Origin of the sequence: Pseudomonas alvandae, from assembly GCF_019141525.1 — a bacterium.
In the GTDB taxonomy this organism is placed as follows: domain Bacteria; phylum Pseudomonadota; class Gammaproteobacteria; order Pseudomonadales; family Pseudomonadaceae; genus Aquipseudomonas; species Aquipseudomonas alvandae.
In genome coordinates this window covers 4,644,273-4,667,586 of the sequence record NZ_CP077080.1, presented here as the reverse complement: position 1 = coordinate 4,667,586, position 23,314 = coordinate 4,644,273, and the positions used below count along the sequence as shown (strand labels likewise).

The 23,314-nt window shown below is 61.8% G+C and carries 22 protein-coding genes; 13 read left to right on the top strand and 9 right to left on the bottom strand.

Going from position 1 to position 23,314, the window contains the following annotated elements:
* The 4 genes from kdpB to KSS97_RS20565 all read left to right on the top strand — a co-directional run bounded on the left by kdpB (window position 1) and on the right by KSS97_RS20565 (window position 6,320).
* Window positions 1-2,055, top strand: coding sequence for a potassium-transporting ATPase subunit KdpB (gene kdpB, locus KSS97_RS20580; RefSeq protein ID WP_217860030.1), 2,055 nt, complete (start codon window positions 1-3; stop codon window positions 2,053-2,055).
* Window positions 2,056-2,248: 193 nt separating this feature from the next.
* On the top strand, window positions 2,249-2,794 hold the full coding sequence (kdpC, locus tag KSS97_RS20575) for a potassium-transporting ATPase subunit KdpC (protein WP_217860029.1): 546 nt from the start codon (window positions 2,249-2,251) through the stop codon (window positions 2,792-2,794).
* Between the two features lie 130 nt (window positions 2,795-2,924).
* Window positions 2,925-5,576, top strand: a complete 2,652-nt coding sequence (locus KSS97_RS20570) for a DUF4118 domain-containing protein (protein ID WP_217860028.1) — start codon at window positions 2,925-2,927, stop codon at window positions 5,574-5,576.
* Window positions 5,577-5,624: 48 nt separating this feature from the next.
* Window positions 5,625-6,320 carry a response regulator gene (locus tag KSS97_RS20565; RefSeq protein ID WP_217860027.1) on the top strand — a complete coding sequence of 232 codons (696 nt, stop codon included), beginning with the start codon at window positions 5,625-5,627 and terminating at the stop codon, window positions 6,318-6,320.
* A gap of 78 nt (window positions 6,321-6,398) precedes the next feature.
* Here the strand turns inward: KSS97_RS20565 and KSS97_RS20560 are convergent, their stop codons facing one another.
* Window positions 6,399-7,436: a patatin-like phospholipase family protein gene (locus KSS97_RS20560; protein ID WP_198797858.1), complete on the bottom strand. Its 1,038-nt coding sequence runs from the start codon at window positions 7,434-7,436 to the stop codon at window positions 6,399-6,401.
* A gap of 208 nt (window positions 7,437-7,644) precedes the next feature.
* On the opposite strand from KSS97_RS20560, the gene KSS97_RS20555 reads away from it, so the two are divergent.
* The 3 genes from KSS97_RS20555 (at window position 7,645) to KSS97_RS20545 (ending at window position 9,829) form a co-directional block, all read left to right on the top strand.
* Window positions 7,645-7,935, top strand: coding sequence for a hypothetical protein (locus KSS97_RS20555; protein WP_217860026.1), 291 nt, complete (start codon window positions 7,645-7,647; stop codon window positions 7,933-7,935).
* Between the two features lie 104 nt (window positions 7,936-8,039).
* Complete coding sequence (locus KSS97_RS20550; protein ID WP_030141852.1) at window positions 8,040-8,801, top strand: CHAD domain-containing protein; 762 nt, start codon at window positions 8,040-8,042, stop codon at window positions 8,799-8,801.
* A gap of 230 nt (window positions 8,802-9,031) precedes the next feature.
* Entirely contained in the window at window positions 9,032-9,829 is a 798-nt protein-coding gene (locus KSS97_RS20545; protein WP_217860025.1) for an acyl-CoA thioesterase, read from the top strand.
* Window positions 9,830-9,841: 12 nt separating this feature from the next.
* On the opposite strand, the gene KSS97_RS20540 is transcribed toward KSS97_RS20545, so the two are convergent.
* From KSS97_RS20540 to KSS97_RS20530, 3 genes are all read right to left on the bottom strand, one after another.
* Entirely contained in the window at window positions 9,842-10,204 is a 363-nt protein-coding gene (locus KSS97_RS20540) for a DUF962 domain-containing protein (protein WP_030141854.1), read from the bottom strand.
* A 272-nt stretch (window positions 10,205-10,476) separates the two neighbouring features.
* Entirely contained in the window at window positions 10,477-11,694 is a 1,218-nt protein-coding gene (locus KSS97_RS20535; RefSeq protein WP_217860024.1) for a methyl-accepting chemotaxis protein, read from the bottom strand.
* A gap of 205 nt (window positions 11,695-11,899) precedes the next feature.
* Window positions 11,900-12,709, bottom strand: a complete 810-nt coding sequence (locus tag KSS97_RS20530; protein WP_217860023.1) for a TatD family hydrolase — start codon at window positions 12,707-12,709, stop codon at window positions 11,900-11,902.
* Window positions 12,710-12,946: 237 nt separating this feature from the next.
* Between KSS97_RS20530 and KSS97_RS20525 the strand changes: the two genes are divergently transcribed.
* From KSS97_RS20525 to KSS97_RS20515, 3 genes are all read left to right on the top strand, one after another.
* The gene (locus KSS97_RS20525; protein ID WP_217860022.1) at window positions 12,947-14,368 is read left to right on the top strand and encodes an MltF family protein; all 1,422 of its coding nucleotides are present in this window, start codon (window positions 12,947-12,949) and stop codon (window positions 14,366-14,368) included.
* A 100-nt stretch (window positions 14,369-14,468) separates the two neighbouring features.
* On the top strand, window positions 14,469-14,903 hold the full coding sequence (locus KSS97_RS20520; protein ID WP_217860021.1) for a DoxX family protein: 435 nt from the start codon (window positions 14,469-14,471) through the stop codon (window positions 14,901-14,903).
* A 250-nt stretch (window positions 14,904-15,153) separates the two neighbouring features.
* A complete protein-coding gene (locus KSS97_RS20515; protein WP_030141859.1) occupies window positions 15,154-15,462 on the top strand; it encodes a hypothetical protein in 309 nt (102 codons plus the stop codon).
* A gap of 5 nt (window positions 15,463-15,467) precedes the next feature.
* On the opposite strand, the gene KSS97_RS20510 is transcribed toward KSS97_RS20515, so the two are convergent.
* From KSS97_RS20510 to KSS97_RS20495, 4 genes are all read right to left on the bottom strand, one after another.
* Window positions 15,468-16,316 carry a PI-PLC domain-containing protein gene (locus tag KSS97_RS20510; RefSeq protein ID WP_217860020.1) on the bottom strand — a complete coding sequence of 283 codons (849 nt, stop codon included), beginning with the start codon at window positions 16,314-16,316 and terminating at the stop codon, window positions 15,468-15,470.
* A 150-nt stretch (window positions 16,317-16,466) separates the two neighbouring features.
* Window positions 16,467-16,964 carry a transcription elongation factor GreB gene (gene greB, locus KSS97_RS20505; RefSeq protein WP_030141861.1) on the bottom strand — a complete coding sequence of 166 codons (498 nt, stop codon included), beginning with the start codon at window positions 16,962-16,964 and terminating at the stop codon, window positions 16,467-16,469.
* A 34-nt stretch (window positions 16,965-16,998) separates the two neighbouring features.
* Window positions 16,999-19,503, bottom strand: coding sequence for an ABC transporter permease (locus KSS97_RS20500; protein WP_030141862.1), 2,505 nt, complete (start codon window positions 19,501-19,503; stop codon window positions 16,999-17,001).
* Window positions 19,503-20,186 (bottom strand): ABC transporter ATP-binding protein, encoded by a 684-nt coding sequence (locus tag KSS97_RS20495; protein WP_030141863.1) that lies wholly within the window; start codon window positions 20,184-20,186, stop codon window positions 19,503-19,505. The genes KSS97_RS20500 and KSS97_RS20495 overlap by 1 nt, the downstream gene beginning before the upstream one ends.
* 10 nt (window positions 20,187-20,196) lie before the next feature.
* On the opposite strand from KSS97_RS20495, the gene KSS97_RS20490 reads away from it, so the two are divergent.
* The 3 genes from KSS97_RS20490 (at window position 20,197) to KSS97_RS20480 (ending at window position 22,368) form a co-directional block, all read left to right on the top strand.
* A complete protein-coding gene (locus KSS97_RS20490) occupies window positions 20,197-20,802 on the top strand; it encodes an arylesterase (protein ID WP_217860019.1) in 606 nt (201 codons plus the stop codon).
* A 56-nt stretch (window positions 20,803-20,858) separates the two neighbouring features.
* Window positions 20,859-21,152 carry a hypothetical protein gene (locus KSS97_RS20485; protein ID WP_003199347.1) on the top strand — a complete coding sequence of 98 codons (294 nt, stop codon included), beginning with the start codon at window positions 20,859-20,861 and terminating at the stop codon, window positions 21,150-21,152.
* Window positions 21,153-21,396: 244 nt separating this feature from the next.
* The gene (locus tag KSS97_RS20480; protein WP_030141866.1) at window positions 21,397-22,368 is read left to right on the top strand and encodes a L,D-transpeptidase family protein; all 972 of its coding nucleotides are present in this window, start codon (window positions 21,397-21,399) and stop codon (window positions 22,366-22,368) included.
* 124 nt (window positions 22,369-22,492) lie between these two features.
* On the opposite strand, the gene oprI is transcribed toward KSS97_RS20480, so the two are convergent.
* Complete coding sequence (oprI, locus tag KSS97_RS20475) at window positions 22,493-22,744, bottom strand: outer membrane lipoprotei OprI (protein WP_011335311.1); 252 nt, start codon at window positions 22,742-22,744, stop codon at window positions 22,493-22,495.
* Window positions 22,745-23,314 lie beyond the last annotated feature (570 nt).

Here is a 23,314-nt window from a genome sequence, read left to right as displayed (position 1 = left end):
ATGAACATGCCAATGAGCAAGACCGTCGTCGCCAAGGCGCCGGAGCAAGCCAAAACCAATCTGTCAGCCCTGTGGCGGCCAGCGCTGGTGCAAGCGTTCGTCAAGCTTGACCCGCGCCAGTTGCACCGTGCGCCGGTGATGCTGGTGGTGGAGCTCACCGCGATCCTCACCACCGTGTTGTGCCTGGTTCCCGACAGCGCCGTGCCGACTTTCGTGGCCGCGCAAATCGCCCTGTGGCTGTGGTTCACCGTGTTGTTCGCCAACTTCGCCGAAGCCTTGGCCGAAGGTCGGGGCAAGGCCCGTGCCGACAGCCTCAAGGCCGGCAGCGAAGGCTTGAGCGCTCGTCGCCAGACCGCGGACGGCTTTGAGGTGGTGCCCGCCACCCGCCTGCGCAAGGGCGATGTCGTACGGATCGAGGCAGGGGAGATGATCCCCGGTGATGGCGAAGTTATCGAAGGCATCGCGGCGGTCAATGAAGCCGCGATTACCGGGGAATCGGCGCCGGTGATCCGTGAGTCTGGCGGCGATCGCTCGGCGGTCACCGGCAACACGCGGCTGGTCTCCGACTGGTTGCTGGTGCGCATCACCAGCAATCCCGGCGAGTCCACCCTGGACCGCATGATCGCCCTGGTTGAAGGCGCCAAACGCCAGAAGACCCCGAACGAAGTGGCGCTGGATATCCTGCTGATCGGCCTGACGCTGATCTTCCTGCTGGTGGTGGTGACGCTGCAGCCGTTCGCGCATTTCGCCAACGGCAGCCTGCCGCTGGTGTTCCTGGTGGCGCTGTTGGTGACGTTGATCCCCACCACCATCGGCGGATTGCTGTCGGCCATCGGCATCGCCGGGATGGACCGCCTGGTGCGCTTGAACGTGATCGCCAAGTCCGGCCGCGCGGTAGAGGCGGCAGGGGATGTGCACGTGCTGATGCTGGACAAGACCGGCACCATCACCTTTGGCAATCGCCGCTGTGCCGCGGTCTATGCGGCCCCAGGCGTAAGCGCCAAGGCGTTGGCCGAAGGCGCCTTGTTCGCCTCCCTGGCTGACGACACGGCCGAGGGCAAGTCCATCGTCGAATACCTACGCGGGTTGCATCCGCAGGCCGAACCCGCTCTGGACGCGCTGACCGCCGTGCCCTTCAGCGCCGAAACCCGTTTGTCCGGCGTGGATTATCAAGGACGCGTTTATCGCAAGGGCGCGGTGGATTCCCTGTTGAGTTTCATCGGCCTGCCCCGTGACGGGCTGCCCACTGCACTGGCGCGGGAAGTCGACAAGATCGCCCAGAGCGGCGGCACGCCGTTGCTGGTCTGCGTGGACGGCAAATTGCTCGGCGCCATTCACCTCAAGGACGTGGTCAAGCCCGGTATCCGCGAGCGCTTTGCCGAGCTGCGCAAGCTGGGGATCCGCACGGTGATGGTCACGGGCGATAACCCGCTCACTGCCGCCGCGATTGCTGCCGAAGCGGGCGTGGATGATGTGCTGGCCGAGGCCACGCCGGAGAAAAAACTGGCGCGTATCCGCCATGAGCAGAACGATGGCCGGCTGGTCGCCATGTGCGGCGACGGCGCCAACGACGCTCCGGCCCTGGCCCAGGCCGATGTGGGCATGGCGATGAACGACGGCACCCAGGCCGCGCGCGAGGCGGCCAACATGGTCGACCTCGACAGCGATCCCACCAAGTTGCTGGACGTGGTGCAGATCGGCAAGGAATTGCTGGTCACCCGTGGCGCGCTGACCACGTTCTCCATCGCCAATGACATCGCCAAATACTTCGCGATCCTGCCGGCGCTGTTCGCCTCGATCTATCCGCAGCTTGGCGTGCTGAACGTCATGCACCTGAGCAGCCCGCAGAGCGCGATCCTCTCGGCCATCGTCTTCAACGCCTTGATCATCGTCGTGCTGATCCCCCTGGCCCTGCGCGGCGTGCGGGTGCAGGCAGCGAGCGCGGCGGCCTTGCTGCGGCGCAACCTGCTGATCTACGGCCTGGGCGGGATCGCGGTGCCGTTCGTGGGGATCAAGGCGATTGATTTGTTATTGACGGGTCTGCACTTGGTTTGAGCCTTGGGTGTGAGTTCTTTTGTGGCGAGGGGATTTATCCCCGCTGGTCTGCGAAGCAGACCCAAGATTGTGATTGCGGTAGTCAGACATGAATGTGGCGGTTCTTTTGGGGCTGCTGCGCAACCCAGCGGGGATAAATCCCCTCGCCACAGATGTGTATCCATCACAGTGTGTTTTCAATGAGGATTTTGAGATGTTCACCCTGATTCGCCCGGCCTTGAGCCTGTTGTTATTGATGACGCTGCTCACCGGCGTCGCCTACCCATTGCTCGTCACCGGCGTGGCGCAAGTCGCCTTCCCGGACCAGGCCAACGGCAGCCTGATTCATGATGCCGACGGCAAGGTCCGTGGATCCCGGCTGATCGCCCAGGATTTCACCGGCGATGGCTGGTTCCATCCGCGCCCCTCGGCAGGTGCCTTCGCCACAGTGGCCAGCGGCGCGAGCAATTTTTCGCCCAGCAACCCGGCGCTGGCCACCCGCGTGATCGATGACGCCCACAAGCTGCAAGTGTCCGGCCAGGGCCCGGTGCCCCTGGCGCTGCTGACCACCTCCGGCAGTGGGCTGGATCCGCACTTGCCTCCGGCGGCGATTGCCTATCAACTGGCGCGTGTCGCCGCCGCCAGGAATGTGCCGGTGTCGACGTTGCAGCAGTTGCTCGATGACAACACCGAGCAGCCCTTGGTGGGCCCGCCGGTGGTGAACGTGCTGGCGCTGAACATGGCCCTGGAAAAAATATAGAACCTGTGGGAGCGAGCTTGCTCGCGATAGCGGTGGGTCAGTCAATGACAGTGGCGGCTGAACGACCGCCATCGCGAGCAAGCTCGCTCCCACAGAGGCTTAATTCCATTCCTGAAACAAGAGATCCCGCATGAGCGACGCCAGCCGCGCCGATGCACTGTTAGCCAACCTGCCACGCCACGACCGTGGCCGTCTCAAGGTCTTCCTGGGCGCCGCTCCGGGCGTCGGCAAGACCTACGCCATGCTGCAAGCGGCCCACACCCGGTTGCGTCAAGGCACGGACGTCATCGCCGGGGTCGTCGAAACCCACGGGCGCGCCGAGACCGAAGCGCTGTTGAATGGCCTGGCGCAGCAGCCATTGGTACGTTCGGAATATCGCGGCGTGATGCTCGAGGAAATGGACCTCGACGGGCTCCTGTCGGCGCGCCCGAGCCTGGTGCTGGTGGACGAACTGGCCCACAGCAACGCGCCCGGCAGTCGCCACGCCAAGCGCTGGCAAGACATCCAGGAACTGCTCGCCGCTGGCATCGACGTCTACACCACGGTCAACGTCCAGCACTTGGAAAGTCTCAATGATCAGGTGCGCGGCATCACCGGCGTGCAGGTGCGCGAGACGTTGCCGGATTGGGTATTGCAGGAAGCCGATGAGCTGTTGTTGATCGACCTGCCGCCGCGCGAGCTGCTGGAGCGCTTGCGCGACGGCAAGGTCTACGTGCCGGAACAGGCCCGGGCCGCGATCGATGCGTTTTTCTCCCAGACCAACCTGACCGCCTTGCGCGAACTGGCCATGCAGACCGCCGCCGCGCAGGTAGATAACGATCTGGCCCAGGGCTATCGACAACTGGGCCAGTCGGCTCCGGCGGTACAGGGACGGCTGTTGGTGGGCGTGGACGGCGACGTGCAGGCTGAACGGCTGGTGCGCCACGCCAGTCGTGTCGCCCAGCGCCGGCATCTGCCCTGGAGCGTGGTGCACGTGGATAACGGCGCGACGCGGGACGAGGCGTCGCGCCAACGCTTGCAAAACGTCCAGCAACTGGCGGAAAGGCTCGGCGGGGAAGTGGTGCTGCTGCGAGCTGGCGAAGTCGCCAAGACCTTGATCCAACACGCCAGGCAACGTCGCGCGACATTGCTGTTGGTAGGGCAGTCCCGGCCACGCCTGCGCCGAAACCTGTTTGGCGGTGGCCTCGCGTCGCGCTTGCTGCGCAACGCCCGAGGCCTGGAAATCAACGTGCTGGACAGCGATGAGTCGCCGCCACCCGCCCGCCAGCGTGCAGGTTCCGTCCAGACCGGTTTCGACTATGCGCTGGCGCTGGTGGCGACGGTGGTGGCCAGCGCCTTGGCCTGGGGGATATCCGGGCTGCTGGCGTTGCCCAACATTTCCCTGGTGTTTCTGATGGCGGTGTTGCTGGTGGCGGTGCGCAGCAGCCTCGGCCCGGCGCTGGCCTGTGCGGCGCTGTCGTTCCTGGCCTATGACTTTCTGTTCATTCCGCCGAATTTTTCCCTGACGATTCAACGCGAAGAGGACGTGCTGACGCTGGTGTTCTTCCTGCTGATGGCGGCCTTGACCGGCAACCTCGCGGCCCGCCAGCGGCGCCAGTTGCAGGCGCTGCGCGACACCCAGCAGGAAACCGGGGAGCTGCTCGACCTGTCACGCAAACTGACCGCCGCGACCGATCGCCAGGCGGTGATCAGCGCCGCCGTGCTCCACCTCAACAGCGAGTACGACTTGCAACTGTGCCTGCTCAATCGGGACGGCCCGGCTGGCTGGAAAGTCGAGACCCCCGAACCGCTGACGTTCAACGAGGCCGAGCGCGCCGCCGCCGACTGGTCGTGGCAACACGATCAACCGGCCGGCGCCGGTACCGCGACGCTGCCGTCCGGGCGTTGGTGGTGGTGGCCTTTGTCGGCGGAGGGCGGGCCGCTGGGTTTGCTCGGCGTCTGCACGAAAGACGGCAAGCCGCTCAGCGACCAGCGACGGCGATGGCTGGCGGCCCTCAGCCAGCCGTTGGCCCAGGCGCTGGCCCGGGCACAACTTGCGCAGGACCTGGAGGCGGCGCGCCTGCACGGCGAAACCGAACAATTGCGCAGCGCCTTGCTCGCCTCTGTCTCCCATGATTTGCGCACGCCGCTGACCTCCATGCGCGGCAGCATCGACAGCCTGTTGGCGTTGGGCGAAGCGATTCCGATCGAGGACCGTCGCGAACTGCTCGAAGGCACCCGCGATGAGGCCGAGCGGCTGGATCGCTATATCCAGAACCTGCTCGACATGACGCGCCTGGGTCACGGCGCCCTGAAGTTGGCCCGGGACTGGGTGTCGCCGGCCGACATCGTCGGCAGTGCCCTGAACCGCTTGCGTGCGGTGCTGGCGCCGCTGGCCGTCAGCGTCGAAGTGCCGGCCGGCTTGCCGTTGTTGTATGTCCACGCTGCGCTGATCGAGCAGGCCCTGGTCAATGTGCTGGAGAACGCCGCGCGGTTTTCCCCGGTCCACGGCCGATTGTTGCTCAGTGCCGAAGTGACGACAGACGAAGTTTTGTTCGCCGTGGCGGATGAAGGGCCAGGCATCCCCGAGCAAGAGCGCGAGAAGATTTTCGACATGTTCTACACCGCTGCCCGCGGCGATCGAGGCGGGCAAGGCACCGGGCTCGGATTGGCGATTTGCCAGGGCATGATCGGTGCCCATGGCGGGCGGATCAGCGTCGGCGACGGCCTCGACGGGCGCGGCACCTGCATCACCTTGCACTTGCCCTTGCAGGCACAACCGGGCATGGACGATGAAGCCTGACCGGCGCTGCGTTATGCTCTCGCGACTTGATTGTGATGAATGGAACCCATGAGCCAGAGCGCGACCCTTTTGGTCATCGATGACGAGCCGCAGATTCGCAAGTTCTTGCGCATCAGCCTGGCCTCCCAAGGCTACAAGGTGCTCGAAGCCGAAACGGGCGCCGAGGGCCTGGCCCAGGCGGCGTTGAACAAGCCGGATCTGCTGGTGCTCGACCTGGGCTTGCCGGACATGGACGGCCAGCAAGTGTTGCGCGAGTTTCGCCAATGGTCGGCGGTGCCCGTGCTGGTCCTGTCGGTACGCGCCAGCGAAGCGCAGAAAGTCGAGGCGCTGGACAATGGCGCCAATGATTACGTGACCAAGCCATTCGGCATCCAGGAGTTCCTCGCCCGGGTGCGTGCGCTACTGCGACAGGCGCCAGCAGGCGAAGCACCGCCAGCGGCATTGACGTTGGGCCCGCTGACGGTGGACCTGGCTTATCGCCGGGTCCTGCTGGATGGCGCCGAAGTGGCCCTGACCCGCAAGGAATACGCGGTGCTGGCGCAGCTGGCGCGGCATCCGGGGCGGGTCATCACCCAGCAGCAATTGCTCAAGGACATCTGGGGTCCGACCCATATCGAAGACAGCCACTACCTGCGCATCGTCGTCGGTCACCTGCGCCAGAAACTCGCTGACGACCCGACCCGGCCTCGGTTTATCGTGACTGAAGCGGGAGTGGGGTATCGGTTGTTGGAGGAGGGTGCTTGATCACCTTTGAGATCTAAAGCCAAGCGCTGTTGTGGCGAGGGGATAAATCCCCTCGCCACAAAAAGTCTACAAACACTTTCAGTTCTGCTCACGCTCATACCGATCCAGCGTATCCCGGGCAATCTCCCGCCCTAGCGCAATCAGCTCCGGCGCCTTGTAGAACTCGAAAAACCGGCACACTCGCTTCGGCACGTTGATCAGCACATCTGGTGGATAACCGGCGATCTTGTACTGGGCCAACGACGTCTGCATTACCTCGAAACTCTGGTTGATCAGGTCCAGCAAGGACGCCGGCCCGACGTTGTCGATGATGAACGAGCCGGTGGCGGATCTCGGTGCGCCTTCGGTTTCCGGCGCGGCGGCAGGCTGCTGGCCTTCGGGCTCGGCGGACTCGATCCACGGATTGATATCGGCTGCTTCGGCCTTCAGCGCTTCCTGTTCCAATAGCAGCAACTGCTCGGCCTGTTTGCGGCGAAACGGCAGCCGTGAACCCAGGGAGCTGACCAAGGTGTCGAAGCGACGCCGGAACGCAGCGGGGCGCTGGATCACTGGCAGGCTGTATTGTTTCTGGTTGGTGGCGTTGAGGTTGACCGCGATGATCAGGTCGCAATGGCTCGACACCACCGGCACGATCGGCAATGGGTTTAATAGGCCGCCGTCCACCAGCATGCGGTTGCCTTGCATGACCGGGGTGAAGAGGCTGGGAATGGCCGCCGAGGCTCGCATCGCCTGGTGCAGGCAACCTTCCTGGAACCAGATTTCCTGCTGGTTGGTCAGGTCGGTGGCGACCGCCGTATAGGGAATGCGCAGGTCTTCGATATTGAGTTCGCCGACGATCTTGCGGATCTGTCCGAACACCTTCTCACCACGAATCGCCCCCAGACGAAAACTGACGTCCACCAACCGCAACACGTCCAGGTAATCGAGGCTTTCGATCCAGTTGCGGTAATCCTCGAGTTTGCCGGCGGCATAGATTCCACCGACGACGGCGCCCATGGAACAGCCGGCGATACAGGCAATGTCGTAGCCGCGCCGTTCGATCTCCTCGATCACTCCGATATGGGCGTAGCCCCGGGCGCCGCCCGAGCCCAATACCAATGCGACACGTTTTGTCATGAGGTGGCCTCTCGTCGAACAGACGTCAACAATGCACTGATCGACGGCCCGGCTCAAATCGTTGTGGCGTAGACGTCGTTTTTTGACACGCCGCGACGGCATTTGCGTATTCTCGTCCACACTTGAATATACCGGTCGAGCCGAGGCACTTTTTACTGGCAAAGCCGTCATACCAGCACGACTGTTTACCTGACTTGAGGTGTTATCGATGAAAGCCCGGATCTGCCTGCCCCTGGTGGCATCCCTGATGGTTCTGGCCCTGGCCGGTTGCGCCGGCAAGACCGCCTACCGCGACAGTTGCGGCAGCCAGCTCGACAGCGCATGGCGTGAACTTGACCTGGCCAAGGCCGAAGGATTCGCCGGTACCGTCAGCTACTCCAAGGCCCTGTCGTTGCTGACCGGTGCCAAGACCCAGCAGCAATTCGAAGCGTATGAAGGCTGCACCAAAAAAGCCGAGAAGGCCCGCTTCTACATCCGCGAATCCCGCGCAGGAAGATGATAAAGGCAGCTGCAAGCTTTAAGCTTTGAGCTTCAAGAGGGCGACGCGCCGCTCCACTTGCCGCTTGAAGCTTATCGCTTGAGGCTGCGTACGGAGTACGTCTCATGATCGATCGGCTGGTGGCCCGGATATTGGGCCTGGAAGTCCGCCTGCTGGCCTGTCAGGCCCGCTTGAACGCCCAAACCGACAGCGAAGCATTGCATGACCTGCGGACCACGGTCCGTCGGTTGCGCAGCCTGCTTCGTCCGTTGCGTGGACTGCCCGGTGTCGAGCAGCTGGAAACGGCCGCGTCGGCAGTCGGTAGCCTGACCACGCCTTTGCGCGACCGTGAAGTGCTGGCGGCCTATCTCGAGAAGCACGGCAAGACCGAGGCGGCGCAGCGGCGCCAGGTGCAAATGGCCGAGGCGTATCCCGCCGTGGCCGGCAGCCCCGAGCTGGCGCAGCTGTTGATGATTCTCGACGCGTTCCCACGCTTCATCCGTGCAGCCCAGCGCCAGGGCTTGCTCGACGGGCTGCGCAAACGCATCGAAAAACGCCTCGACAAACAATGGAAAAAACTCGGCGAGGCCTTGCGTGATCCGGCTCATGACCGTCATCGCCTGCGCCTGTTGATCAAGCGCGTGCGCTACGCCATCGAAGCCTACCCTGAACTCGATCGCTTGCCGGAGGCGGCCATGCCACGGCTCAAGTCCGCCCAGGGCGCATTGGGCGATTGGCACGATTGCTGGCAGTGGCTGGCGCGGGCCGAGCAAGAAGCCGACCTGCAACCCTGTGTACCGGTCTGGCAAATCACCATGGAAAAGGCCGAGGCCAAGTCCGATCGGGTGCTGGATAAACTGATTGCCAGTTGCTTCGATAAATCCTGATCTTGCATGTTCTCCTTGTGGGAGCGGGCTTGCTCGCGAATTGCGATCGTGCAGTCACAGCGTATGCGTTGACCTACCGCGTTCGCGAGCAAGCCCGCTCCCACAGGATATTCGCGGTGGATTCTTGGCCCGCGGCTTTTCTGTCAGTCTCTTTGGCCGGAATGAGCGCTGTACTGCTCGTGCGGGCTGGTTAAGATCCCTTCATCTTTTTTCCTGCTTCTGAGGTCGACATGCGCTTTTCCGATTTGATCGATGCCGTGCGCAATCAGCCAGACGCCGTGGTGATCCCGCCTGAATGGGGCCAGGGGCGTGCCAGCTTTGGTGGCTTGGTCGCGGCGCTGCAATACGAGGCGATGCGTGCATGCGTCCCGGCGGATCGCCCGGTGCGTTCGCTGGCGATCACGTTTGTCGGTCCGGTCGAGCCCGACGTGCCGGTCAGTTTTCAAGTCGATGTGTTGCGCGAAGGCAAGGCCGTCAGCCAGGTATTGGGCCGTGCCGTGCAGAACGGCCAGGTCGTGACGGTGGTGCAAGGCAGCTTTGGCGCGTCGCGATCTTCCGTCGTGGCGGTGCAGGCCGACTCCGCGCCTGAATTCAAGGATGTCGAGCAGTGCCAGGAGTTGCCTTACATCAAGGGCGGAACCCCGGAGTTCATGCGTCATTTGGCAATGCGTTGGAGCGTTGGAGGATTGCCGTTTACCGGCAACAAATCCCGCAGCATGGGAGGCTGGGTGCGCTTGCGCGGGGACGTCAAGGAAGAGCCGTTGGACGAAGGTCACATCCTGGCGTTGGTGGACGCCTGGCCGCCAGCGCTGCTGCCGCACCTCACCCAGATGGCGCCGGGCAGCACGCTTACCTGGACCATCGAATTCGTCCAGCCATTGCTGGAGCTCTCGACATTGGATTGGTGCCAGTATCTCGCCGAGATCGAACATGCCCAGGACGGTTACGGTCATGTCGCGGCGAAATTCTGGAGCGCCGATGGCCGGCTGATCGCCATGAGCCGGCAGACGGTGACGATTTTCGGCTGATCAGGCGGTCCTTCAATGGTGGTGGCGATCGCGCCAGGCGCGCCACCATCCGCCGCTGAGGAAGAACCGGGGAAAGGTCAGGAATTGCTCCACCAGCAGGCGCGACGCGGCGTCTTTGCGATCACTGAATGGTTCGGAAGCCTGTGTTTCCAGGCTATGGCCGTGGCGTTGCAAGCCCAGCGCGGCGAGTACGCCGATCACCCCGATGGCGACATCGCCCAGGCTCAGGCTGAACACACCCGACACAATCAGCAAAAACGCAACGATGAACAGCGGCACCGCGATCAGGTGCAAGACCAGGTTGGTCGGGTGGCGATGATTTTCAGGGTAGGCGCGCCATTGCCAGGCCGGAAGGTTGGGGTGACGTTTGCCCATGATGCTGTTCCTTGAGTTCGTGAAACCGAATAACCCAAGGATAGGTCGGGCCGGGCAGGGCGGCGAATCGCGGTTGGCTATCATCGCGATAGGCGCTGATAGCGAAAAGACTTTTTGTGGCGAGGGGATTCATCCCCGTTGGGGTGCGGAGCGCCCCCCAAATACCTGGATGCGATCAACCTGATCTAACAAAGCACCGGATTCGGGGGCTGCTTCGCAGCCCAGCGGGGATGAATCCCCTCGCCACAAAGGCACACCCGGAAATTCAATATTTAGAGTTTCAACTGCCCGATCGCCTTGTTCAATTCTCCCGCCAACGTGGCCAGTTCATGACTGGTGGTCGCCGACTCCACGGTCTGGCGCACGGTGTTTTCGGTCACGTCGCGAATACTCACCACCGCCCGGTTCATTTCTTCGGCGACATGGCTCTGCTGTTCAGCCGCGACGGCGATCTGGGTGTTGCTCTCGCGCATCTGCGCCACCGCCTCGGTGATCTGCGCCAGTGCCTCTCCGGCCTCGCAAGCCTGTTGCACGCAGTCGTCGGCCTTGTGCGAACTTTCCTGCATGAAATCCACCGCATCACGGGTTCCCGCCTGCAGGGCCGAGACCATGGTGGTGATTTCATCCGTCGAGGTCTGGACCCGCTTGGCCAGGTTGCGCACCTCGTCGGCCACCACGGCAAAGCCCCGTCCCATCTCGCCGGCACGGGCCGCTTCGATGGCCGCATTGAGCGCCAGCAGGTTGGTTTGCTCGGCGATGCTGTGGATCACACTGACCACGCCGTTGATCTTCTGGCTGTCTTCGGCCAGGCGCTGGATCATTTCCGCGGTCTGCTGGACGCCGGTCGACAGTCCGGTGATCGAATGCTGCACGCGGCTGACCACTTCGCGACCATTTCCGGCCAGGGTGTCGGTGGTTTTCGACAGGTCGCGGGTGGCGCCGGCGTGCTGGGCGATGTGATAAACCGTGGCCGACATTTCGTTGATCGCCGTGGCGGCCTGATCGGTTTCGCTCTGCTGGCCGAGCATGCCGTGGCGTACTTCGTTCATGCTCGACGCCAGTCGCGCCGCGCCACTGTCCAGTTGCCGCGCGGTGCTGGCAACGGTATCGACCACGCGTTGATAGCCGGCCTGCATGGCATTGAACGCAGCGGCCATCTGGCCCACTTCGTCCTTGCAGGCCAACGGCACGCGGGCAGACAGGTCACCGGTTTTCTCCACGTGCAGCATCACGTCTTTCAAGGTGTTGAGCTGACTGAGCAGAAAGCGGATCAGCAATTGCGACGCGCCAAGCATCGCCAGCATCAGCACGAACACCGCCATGGCGTATTGACCGAACCGCTCGCCGAAGACCTGGCCCAGGCTCACCCCTCGGACCTGCTGTTCAAGGTGCATGGCATAGAGCACCAGGAGCAATGTGGTGGCGAAGGCGACGGCGTTGACCGCCCAGAATTTGTATTTCAGCGAAATATTGCTAAGCCAGGCACCCATGGAAGGTCTTCTCTGATAGCGGAAACAGTTTTGGCAAGGTGCCAGTATTGTGCTGCTATTCGGAGGGCTGGGTTTTGATGTGGGTCAACGGATATCGGCGAGTCGTTGTGGGAGCGGGCTTGCTCGCGAAGGCGTTGGGTCAGTTACTGCTGTGCTGGCTGAACCACCGCCTTCGCGAGCAAGCCCGCTCCCACATGGGATGCGTTCAATCTGAGATGTCGGGCAACCCAAAAAACGCCCGGGCGCAGGCCGTGCTGTGGGCCGCCAGGTCTTCCTGGGTTTCGCCCCGGTGCAAGGCCACTTCGCGCAACACGTCCGTCAGGTAGGCCGGTTCGTTGCGACCGTTCTTCGGTTTGGGCCGCAGGGTGCGTGGCAGCAGGTACGGCGCATCGCTTTCGAGCATCAGCCGGCCGCGGGGAATCTCGCGCACCAAGGGATGCAAATGCGTGCCCCGGCGCTCATCGCAGATCCACCCGGTGATACCGATGTGCAGATCCAGGTCGAGGTAGCTGAACAGCGCTTTCTTCTCGCCGGTAAAGCAATGCACCACCGCGGCGGGCAATCGGTCACGGAAATCCCGGAGGATTTCCAGCAGGCGCTGGTCGGCGTCGCGCTCATGAAGGAAGACTGGCAATTGCAACTCGACGGCGAGGGCAAGGTGCTCCTCCAGGACTTTTTCCTGCTGGGGGCGTGGAGAAAAATCACGGTTGAAGTCCAATCCGCATTCACCCACCGCGCGGACGCGGTCCTGCTTGAGCAGATCCTTCAGGTGCCGGGCACTGTCGGCGGTCCAGTCGCTGGCGCTGTGGGGGTGGATACCGGCGGTGGAAAACAGTCGTTGCCCGTCTTCATCGAGATGCTGGCACAGTTCGAGCGCCTGTTCGCTGCCCTCGATGCTGGTACCGGTCAACACCAATTGGCAGACCCCGGCTTCATAGGCGCGCTCAAGCACGGCCTGGTGTTTGTCGGCGAAACTGGGGTTGGTCAGGTTGACGCCGATATCGATGAGTTGCATGGTGCTACCTCGGCCCAAAGGGCGGAAAGCATATCAGAGCTGTAGATATACAAGAAAAGCCAAGAACTACAACGAGTTGGAGCTGTCTGTTGAGGCCACGAGACAGGTCGGGGTGGTGCAAATGCCATCGCTGTGCCAGTCTTTCGCACTTTTCAGCGCCCCAAGGTGCTCTGTTTCTGTCGACCCGGTCTCGCTTTTGCGAGGCGATTGGCTCGCCAGTATCGTTCCGGAGAGTGGATGACACGTCCCCAGGTGTTGCTACTGTTGTGTTGTTCGCTGCTGTTGCCGATGCCGGCCGACGCCCGGCTGCCTGGGCCGGTGCAGGCCGTTGCGCCGGGAACCACGCGCGACCTGGCGCAAATACGCAGCAGCCGGGTGTTGAGAGTATTGGTCAATCAGAGCCGCAACAGTTCCGGCGAAGTCCAGGGCCAACCCATCGGCGTCGAATATCATCGGTTGCGTGCTTTCGAGCAGTACCTCAATGGCCATGCCCGGGATGGCCAGGAAATTACCCTCAAGATCATTCCCAAAGCCAAGGACCAGTTGCTCGGTGCCTTGCAGCGTGGGGAGGGCGACCTGGTGGCCCCTGGCGAATTGCTTGAGCCACAAGCGGGCCATGCGGTCAGCGCCAGTGATCCGATTCGTACCGATGTGCCCCTGCTGTTGGTGGGCATCAAGGGCGAGAAGCGTTATACCCGCGTCGAACAATTGTCTGGCAAGACCCTGGCCTTGCCCAACGGCAGCGCGGCGGGCGACGCGGTCAGCCAGATCAACCAGAAGCTGGCGTTGCTGAAGTTGCCTGCGGTGAAGATCGAATGGGTCGATCCCACGCTGGCAGTGGAGGACGTGCTGGAAATGGTCCAGGGCGGAATCTTCCACCTGACCATCGTCGAGCAACCAATCGCCGAACGCTGGGGCAAGATCCTTCCTAAGCTGCGCTTTGACCGCCAGGTGCTCATCGGCGAGCCAAGTGACGAACATTGGTTCGTTCGTCGCGACGCCGCGATGTTGCGAGCGAGCATCGACCGGTTCCTGGCGACCTATAAAGTGCCCGCCAATGAGGACGCTGCATTCCTGCGCATCTACCGCCGCTTGTATCAGGTCCACTACCCGCTGGCCCGGGCCGATCGCCAGCGCCTGGAAAAACTGCGTCCGGTCCTGCAGAAGCATGCCCAGGCCCAAGGCATGGACTGGCTAAACCTGGCGGCCCTGGCGTTCAAGGAATCCGCCCTGCAACCCAAGGCGCGCAGCGGTGGCGCCCCAACGGGCCTGATGCAGATTACGCCGTCCGCGGCCCAGCGGGTTGGAGTCGATAACATTCAGGACCTGGATGCCAATGTGCGGGCCGGTGCCAAATACCTGGCCATGATCCGCCGCAAGTTCTTCGCCAGCTCCAAGCTCAACGAGCGCGAGCGGATGGCGTTTGTCCTCGCTGCCTACAACATGGGCCCCGAGCGCGTGCAAGGCATGCGTGCCGAGGCCCGGCGGCGAGGCCTTAATCCTGACCAGTGGTTTTTCCAGGTCGAGCGAATCGCGATGGAGCAGGTGGGAATGGGCGCCGTCAGCTACGTTAATAGTGTGAATAAATACTATCTGGCGTTTGACCGGGAGCGAGAGTCGCTGGAGTCCCAGGAACGAGAGGTGGTTTTGCGGAAGTGATCGAGTAATTTGATTGTTATGGCGGATATTTTGCGCTATTTCAATAGGATTGTTTGATTAATATGGCGTCCAACCACACATACACCAAGGAATGCACCCCATGAGCACTCTCATCAACAAAGTATTGTTCTCCCGTGCTGGCTACGGCCTGACTGTTTTGCGCATCGTCGTAGGGATCATCTTCGCCGCCCACGGTTCGCAAAAGCTGTTTGGTCTGTTTGGCGGTTATGGCCTGGCAGGGACGGCGCAATGGATGGAAAGCATTGGCCTGGCTCCGGGTTACCTGATGGCAACCTTGGCTGGCGGCACTGAGTTCTTTGCCGGGCTGGCTTTGATCATCGGTCTGTTGGTGCGCCCGGCGGCGCTGGGGCTGGCGATCTTGTCGCTGGTTGCGATTTTCTCCGTGCACATCGGCAATGGTCTGTTCATGGCCAACAACGGTTACGAGTTTGCCTTGGCCTTGCTGGCGGGCAGTGTCGCGGTGCTGATCGAAGGCGCAGGCAAGCTGTCAGTGGATCGTGCCATCGCTGGCTGATCGCTCGCTTGAATCATCGAGGCCCGTCCAGTTCGGGCCTTTTTTGTGGGCGGGGATTCTTGACACTGCCCGGTTGGCTTCTCTAGGATGCCGCTCATGCGCCGATTTAAACAGCTACTTGCGGGGCGCCAGGTGACTCATCCAGTTGCCGACAGAAGCCAGGAAACACGGCTTCGAAATACCGCTAAAGCGCTGGTTCGGTGTTGCCTCTCACCTGCCATGCAGACTTTTGAGGCAGAGACACGACACGATGAACACACCCAGCCCCCTTGTACGTCTTGCGCCAATCACGGCGAACCTTGTCCGACGCAACCCAAAAATTCTCCTCGGCGGTACTCACCAGCCAACGCTGTTGCGTTATCTCGACGGCTGGCCGCGGCGTAGCCATGGCCCGGCGGCTTTCCTCATCCAGTTTGTCGAGGACGGCGAGTCATTGGCGCGTTTCGCCAATGACAGTTTCGACTTGGCCGTCATCCAGTCCCCTACGGGGGCGGAAGCTCCCGAAATGATCAAGCAACTGACCCGTGTAGCCAGGCAAGGGCTGATTACACGCCGTTAAGGGCGTCAGCCTTTGGCCTGGGCCCTGAATTGGTTGGCGTGCATGCAGTTGAGCACGATGTTGCTTCGTGTCGACCAGTCGGTGTTGATGATATGGAAGCGCTGGATATAGCTCTCGCTGTCCTTGGACGCGAACCAGAGGTCCACTTTGTCGCTGAAATCGTCCGGGACGTAAAGGCCGGTATATTTGGCGCATTGAATGGCACGCAGAGCGTAGGGCCTTTTGGGCTTGGAACTGGCTTCGTCCATGAAGACTTTCAGTGTCGAAGTGCTTATGTAGTTCTCCCCGATCCATTGTTGTTCGACACCGGGCCAGTAACCGTCTCCGGAGCGCCAGTTATAGGAAATGACCACGCTCTTTCCAGGCATCTGTTGTCGTAGTTGCTCCAGTGTAAGATACCTTTGAGGGTACGGTACTAATCGGTGCCCAATCTTTTGATCGATCAAGGCGTGGAGTTCTTCATGCGACGCCTCGGTAAAATTCTTGAACTGATGGAAGTTTAAAATGATTATTTCATTCTGGCGTCCGGGGTCCGCATAGAACGTATTGAGCGCGCCAAGCACATCGTCGGCCACGGTGCGGCCAGAAGCGGTGAGGTGATACAGCTGAAAACGACGTGGATGGCCGATGGGTTGGCCAGGGAAAAGCTCTACACGCAAGTCGAGCACCCGAAATCCCCGCATGATCTGATCGCGGACAGGCACGTCCTGGGTGATTTCGTTGGGCAGCATCATTTTCGAAGCTTGCTTGTCAGACCCCGAGTCATGCGTGCCGGGCAGGATCAATTCATCGATACGAAGTTTATAAATGCCCGGTGTGTTATCCATCCAGCGGTCGCTGAAGTTTGCGTTCATGTTATTCATCCTTGAATAATCAGGTGATTAATTAAAAGTGCGCGTCTGGCGCACATTTAATTTCCTGCATGGGCAAGTTGAAGTCAAACTAAGAATGTCTCTGTCTTGTACTTCAATGTTTCGTTGCTGTAGAAGTTGTAATCAGGTTGGTTATAGGTATTCGATGCGGGTGATATAGATCAGTTGTTCTCCGGCAGGTGTCTGGACTCGGACTTCGGCATCCAGGGCTTTGCCAATCAATGCCCGGGCGAGCGGCGAATCGATACTGATCAGATGTTGTTTTAAATCCAGTTCATCGGGCCCGACGATGCGATAGCGCGACTCGTTGCCATCCTCGTCCTCCACAGTGACCCAGGCACCGAAGTAAACCTTGTTCGGGTCACTGGGCTTTTCACTGACGACTTTGAGTGCTTCGAGGCGTTTGGTGAGGAAACGCACGCGACTATCGATTTCCCGGAGCATCTTCTTGCCGTAGGTGTACTCGGCGTTCTCCGAGCGATCGCCCTGGGCCGCCGCCTCGCTGACCGACTGGGTCACCTGGGGGCGGCGCACGTGCCAGAGCTCATGAAGTTCGGCGCGCATCCGCGCTTCACCCTCGGGGGTGATCAGCGCGGTGCCGGCGGTGCGGGGAGGGCGATAGCGACTCATGGCGACTTCTTGTGATGACGAGGCCCGAAGTCTATCAACCCTCGCGCAACACTGTCAGCGGGCTGGCGTTGAGCGCTCGACGGGTACCGAATACACCTGCGCCACCGATCAGCAATGCTCCCACCAACGGCAGCACCAGCAGCCATGGGTGTGGATGCCAAGGCAAGTCGAGGGCATAGCGGTAGAGGACCAGGCTCACCAGTTCCGAACCCAGGGCTGCCAGCAAGCCGCTGACCGCACCCAGCAAGCCGAACTCGATGCGCCGGGCCTTGGTCAGCAGCGGCCGCTCGGCGCCCAGGGCGCGTAGCAAAGCGCCTTGCCGGATCCTTTCGTCGAGGGTGGCCTGCAAGCCCGAGAACAGCACGGCCATGCCCGCCGCCAGTACGAACAGCAAGACATACTCCACGGCCAGCGTCACTTGGGCGAGGATACTGCGCAGCTGTTCCAGCAAGGCTTCGACTTGCAGGATCGTGACCGCTGGAAAGGCCCGGGACAGGTCGACGATCTGTTGATCGTGACCGGGCGCCAGATAAAAACTGGTGAGGTAGGTGGCCGGCAGATCCTTCAGGGTGCCGGGCTGGAAGATCATGAAGAAGTTCGGCTGGAAGTTGTCCCAGTTGATCTCCCGCAAGCTGGTGACCTTCGCTTCCCGATTGACGCCGCCAACGCTGAACACCAGGCGGTCGCCCAACTTGATCTTGAGGTTATCGGCGACCTTGCCTTCGACCGAAACCCCCGGGATGTCGTCCGACGGCTGCTGCGACCACCAGGACCCGGCAGTCACGACGTTGCCCGCCGGCAAATCCTCAGCCCAGGTCAGGCTCAGGTCTCGCTGCAGTGCCCGGTCACCTGCCGAGTCCTTGGTGACGAACTCCGTGGCCGGCTCGCCATTGATGCTGATCAGTCGCCCGGGTACCACAGGATAGAGAGGGGCCGATTGCGCCGACAGAGCGACCAGTTTGTCGGTAAACGCCTGCTTGTCGTTGGGCAGGATGTTCAGGGCAAAATAGTTCGGCGCGTTTTTCGGCAGCTGGTTTTGCCAGGTGTCCAGCAACTCGCCGCGCAGCAGCGCAATCAGGGCCATGGACAGCAGGATCAGGCCGAACGCCAACGCCTGGCCGGCAGCCGCCAGGGGATGACGCAGCAGTTGGCCGAGCCCCAGCCGCCAGGGCAGCGAGGCACGGGCCAGCATCCTGCGCAGGCTTTGCAACGCCAGTAACAGCAAGCCGCCAAGCACCAGCGCAGCAATCACACCACCACCGAGCAAGGCGAAGGTCAGCACCAGGTCCAGGCTCAGGCGCCACATGATCAGCCCAAGCGCGCCCAATGCGGCGCCGTAGACGACCCAACTGCTGGAAGGGATCGGCAGCATGTCCCGTCGCAACACGCGCAGCGGTGGTACCCGACCCAGGGCGGCGAGCGGGGGCAAGGCGAACCCCGCCAGGGCCACCAGCCCGGTGCCGATCCCGGCAATGGCCGGCAGCATCCCGCCTGGCGGCACGGTGGTGGGCAGCAGGTCATGCAGCAAGGCAAACAACCCCAACTGGGCGATCCAGCCAAGCAGCGCGCCGCTGATGCTCGCCAACAGGCCCAGCATTGCCAGTTGCAGGCTGAACAGCACCATGGTTTCGCGGCGGGACAGGCCCAGGCAGCGCAACAGCGCACTCGCATCGAAGCGGCGGGTGGCGAAGCGGTTGGCCGAGAGGGCGACGGCGACGCCGGACAGCAACACCGCCACCAGGCTGGCCATGTTCAGGTAGCGCTCGGCCTTGCCCAGAGCACCGCCGATCTGTCGATTGCCATCCCGGGCGTCTTGCAAGCGCTGGTTGGGTTCCAGGCCTGGCTTGACCAGGTCGCGATAGGTCTGCAATGCCGGCGCCGGACCGCGCCACAGGTCGCGATAGCTGACCCGGCTGCCCGGTTGCACCACGCCCGTGGCATCCAGGTCCTGGAGATTGATCATGACCCGAGGCGTCAGGCTGTAGAAATTACCGGCGCGATCCGGTTCGTAGGTCAGCACCCGGCTCAGGCGCAGGGTCTTGTTGCCGACATCGATGCTGTCGCCAATCTTCAGGTCCAGTGCCGTCAACAGGCGTGCTTCCACCCAGGCTTCCCCTGGGGCCGGTCGTCCACCGGTTTCTTCCGGGGCGAAAGGGGCCGGGGCGCTTTTCAACTCGCCACGCAAAGGGTAGATGTCATCGGCTGCCTTGACGCTGGACAGCTGGATGCCGTTGTCGGTGGCGACCACGCTGGAGAACTCGACCACACGAGCATGTTCCAGGCCCAGCTCGGTGCCGCTGCGGATCTGTTCCGGGCGGGCAGGGGAACTGCCTTCGAGCAAAAGGTCGGCGCCGAGGAATTCGGTGGCGCGCATCATCATCGCGCCATTGAGCCGGGCACCGAAATAACCGATGGCGGTGCTCGCCGCCACGGCCACCAGCAGGGCGAAGAACAGCACGCGCAGTTCACCGGCGCGGGCATCGCGCAGCAACTGGCGGACGGCAAGACTGAACAGGCGCAACAGGGGCAAGCGTGCCATCAAGGCTCCAGGGGCGCGACCATCTGGCCGGCTTCAAGTCGGATCAGGCGCCGGCAGCGATGGGCCAGGCGTTCGTCGTGGGTGACCAGCACCAGGGTCGTGCCGCGTTCCTTGTTCAGCTCGAACAACAGATCGCTGATGCGTTCGCCGGTGTGGCTGTCGAGGTTGCCGGTGGGTTCGTCGGCAAACAGCACGTCGGGTTCGGCGGCAAACGCACGGGCAATCGCGACGCGCTGTTGTTCACCGCCGGAGAGCTGGCGTGGCGAATGGGTCAGCCGCTGGCCAAGCCCCACCCGTTGCAGCAGTTGCGTGGCGCGCTCGCGGGCGTCCTTGCGACCGTCCAGTTCCAGCGGCAGCATGACGTTTTCCAGTGCGTTGAGGCTGTCGAGCAACTGGAACGACTGGAAGACGAAACCGACGTGTTCGGCGCGCACGCGGGCCCGTTGATCTTCATCCAATGTACTGAGGGCCTGGCCGGCAAGGGTGACTTCACCGCCGCTGGGCAGATCGAGGCCGGCGAGCAGGCCCAGGAGCGTGGATTTGCCGGAACCGGATGCGCCGACAATGGCGAGGCTGTCGCCTTTGTTCAGTTCCAGGCTGAGTTCGTGCAGGATGGTCAGTTCACCTTCCGCGCTGGGAACCACTTTGCTAAGGTCCGTCGCGGTGAGAATGCTTGAGCCCATGGAGAATCCGATGCGAGTGTGGTTTTTGAGTGCCGGCCTGGCCTTGATGTGCATGGCCCAGAACGCAGCGGCGGGTACAGTCCTGATCGTTGGCGATAGTATCAGCGCGGCTTTCGGCCTGGATACCCGGCAAGGCTGGGTGTCGTTGCTCGAACAACGGCTCAAGACCGAGGGTTTCGACGATAAGGTGGTCAATGCTTCGATCAGTGGCGACACCAGCTCAGGGGGGCTGGCGCGGCTGCCGGCGCTGCTTTCGGCCCATAAGCCGGACCTCGTCATCCTGGAACTGGGAGGCAACGATGGCTTGCGTGGACAACCGCCAACACAATTGCAACAAAACCTTGCAGCGATGATCGACAGCTCCCGCGCCAGTGGGGCGAAAGTGCTTTTGCTGGGGATGCAACTGCCCCCCAACTATGGACGCCGCTATACCGATGCGTTCGCACGGGTCTACAGCACGTTGGCGGAGGAGAAAAACGTGCCGCTGGTGCCGTTTTTTCTCAAGGAGATCGGAGGTGTGCCCGGGATGATGCAAGGCGACGGATTGCACCCGTCCGTCGCGGCCCAGGGCAAGTTGCTGGAAAATGTCTGGCCGACGCTGAAACCGCTGCTTTGACGCTTTTCTACAGGCGGTGTTTCGGCTAATGTGGCGCCCCCGATTTGGAGCCCCCGATGCCGCGTCCAGCCTGGTCCCTGTTTGCCTACCAACTGATCGAGCCCGACGAGCAGTTGGATCTGTTCGCCTGTCAGGAAGTACGGGTGCACTTGGTGACCCGGCAGTTGGAGCTTGGCGGTTCGGCCGACCGGACCCTGTGTGGCAGCCTGCTGCCGGCCCAGCCGCGCTGGTCGAGCGTCGATCGCAAGATTTTCCAGGATCATCGCCTGTGCTCGCTATGCCGGGCAATCCTGGAGTCCCAGAAGCGCGGGACTTCGCCGATCTGGCCGGAGTTGCGCTTCGAGCTGTGATCCTCCTGGCTCAAAGTATCGCTTTTTTGTGGGAGCGAGCTTGCTCGCGATAGGCAGGCACAGCCCATACAGTGCAGGCAGGCTCACTGCCAATCGCGAGCAAGCTCGCTCCCACAGGGTTTCAGTTCAATCCCCCGGCATGCTGCGCATCGGGCGCTTCAGCGCCGCTCTCCCCGAAATAACGGGTGGCAGTGTACAATCGCCGCTTCCACACCCTCTGTTCGATCTGCGAAGGATTTCCCGGATGTTGCCGCGCTTGCCTGCCGTCGCCCGCTGCCTGTCTCTTGCCGCCCTGTGTATGGCTGGTCCCGTTGCTGCCCTGGAGCTGCCTCTGCCACCGCCAGGTGAAGACATCGTCGGCCAGGTGCAGGTCATCAAGGCCAAATACGAAGACACCTTCGCCGACCTGGGCACCACCTATGACCTGGGCTACAGCGAGATGGTCGCGGCCAACCCCGGGGTCGATCCGTGGCTGCCGGGCGCGGGCACCGAAATCGTCCTGCCGACCCGCTTCATCCTGCCGCCAGGCCCGCGCGAAGGGATCGTGATCAACCTCGCCGAATACCGCCTCTACTATTTCCCCAAGGGGCGGAACGTGGTCTACACCTTCCCGCTGGGGATCGGCCGTGAAGGCTGGGGCTCGCCTATCGCCCACACCAGCATCATCGCCAAGACACCAAACCCGACCTGGACGCCTCCAGCTTCGATCAAGGCAGAACACGCCGCCGATGGCGATCCGCTGCCGAACGTCGTACCGGCCGGCCCCGACAACCCGCTGGGCCCGTTCAAGTTCACCCTGGGCACCCCGGGCTACCTGATCCATGGTTCGAACAAGAAGTTCGGTATTGGCATGCGTACCAGCCACGGTTGCTTCCGGATGTTCAACAACAACGTATTGGAAATGGCGAGCATGGTGCCGGTGGGGACTTCGGTGCGAATCATCAACGACCCGTACAAGTTGGGCGTAAGCGGCGGCAAGGTTTACCTGGAAGCCCATACGCCGCTGGACGACAAGGGCAACCCGTCCGTGGTGGACAAGCACACCGCGGTCATCAACGCGATGCTCAAGCGGGAAGACATCACCAGCAACTTGCGCATGAACTGGGACGTGGTGCGTGACGTGGTGGCTGCCGAAGACGGCCTGCCGGTAGAGGTTGCCGTTCCGAATACTTCGGCACCGATGGTATCGAGCGCGCCGGTCGATCTGACCCAATAAGCGACTCTACGACAACCCGCCCACATTCCAGGATGTCGGCGGGTTTTTTATCGCCAGGAGAATACCGGGCAATAAAAAAGCCGACCCACTAGTGGGTCGGCTCGATAACAATCCCGAAGGACTATTACTTGCGGCTAGCTTTTTCCAGCATGCGCAGAGCACGCTCGTTAGCTTCGTCAGCAGTCTGTTGTGCTTTTTGAGCAGCAGCCAGAGCTTCATCAGCTTTACGGTAGGCTTCGTCTGCACGAGCTTGGGCGCGAGCTGCTGCGTCTTCGGTGGCAGTCAGACGTGCTTCGGTTTCTTTCGATGCGCTGCTGCAACCGGTAGCCAGAACTGCGGCCAGGGCCAGAGCAGAGAATTTCAGAACGTTGTTCATCGTGTTCCCCTTCAAGGACTTTCTATTTAGTGACTGTCTCCCCAGAGTGAGGAGTTAGCCGGCGTACATACTACTCATTACTTGTAGTAAGTAAACTGACGTAGCGCAAGAAGCAAAAAAATTGTAGGCGGTGATTCTTTTTCAGGCAACTTTTCTGTTGGTTGTTTAAAAAATACACAGCCTCAACCGTGGGAATGGAGCGTGCCGCTGAAAAAAAGTTCCGCAGACCGGTCAACTCAACCGAAGGCGCTAAAAGTCGTTGTTTATTGATTCTCCTGGACTTTTGTTCATTTTTTGTGCAGTCCGCCAGGGATCTTTTATTGCTAATGGCGGTGACTTTAACAGCGGGCGCTCGTCTCAAGACTCAACAACTGGCGATGTTCAGCTATAGCGTCTGGACCGACTAGCGCTTGAAAGTGAGGCTCAACCGATAAACCCGTCGAGGTTCACCACTTCAGTGACAGGCGTGTCTTGAGCATTTGCGTCATTGGTGCCTACTATTCACGACGTGCTCAGGTTTGGGCGGCTGGTTTTTTGCCCTCGGTGACCGGATTGGCACGGGGTGGCGTA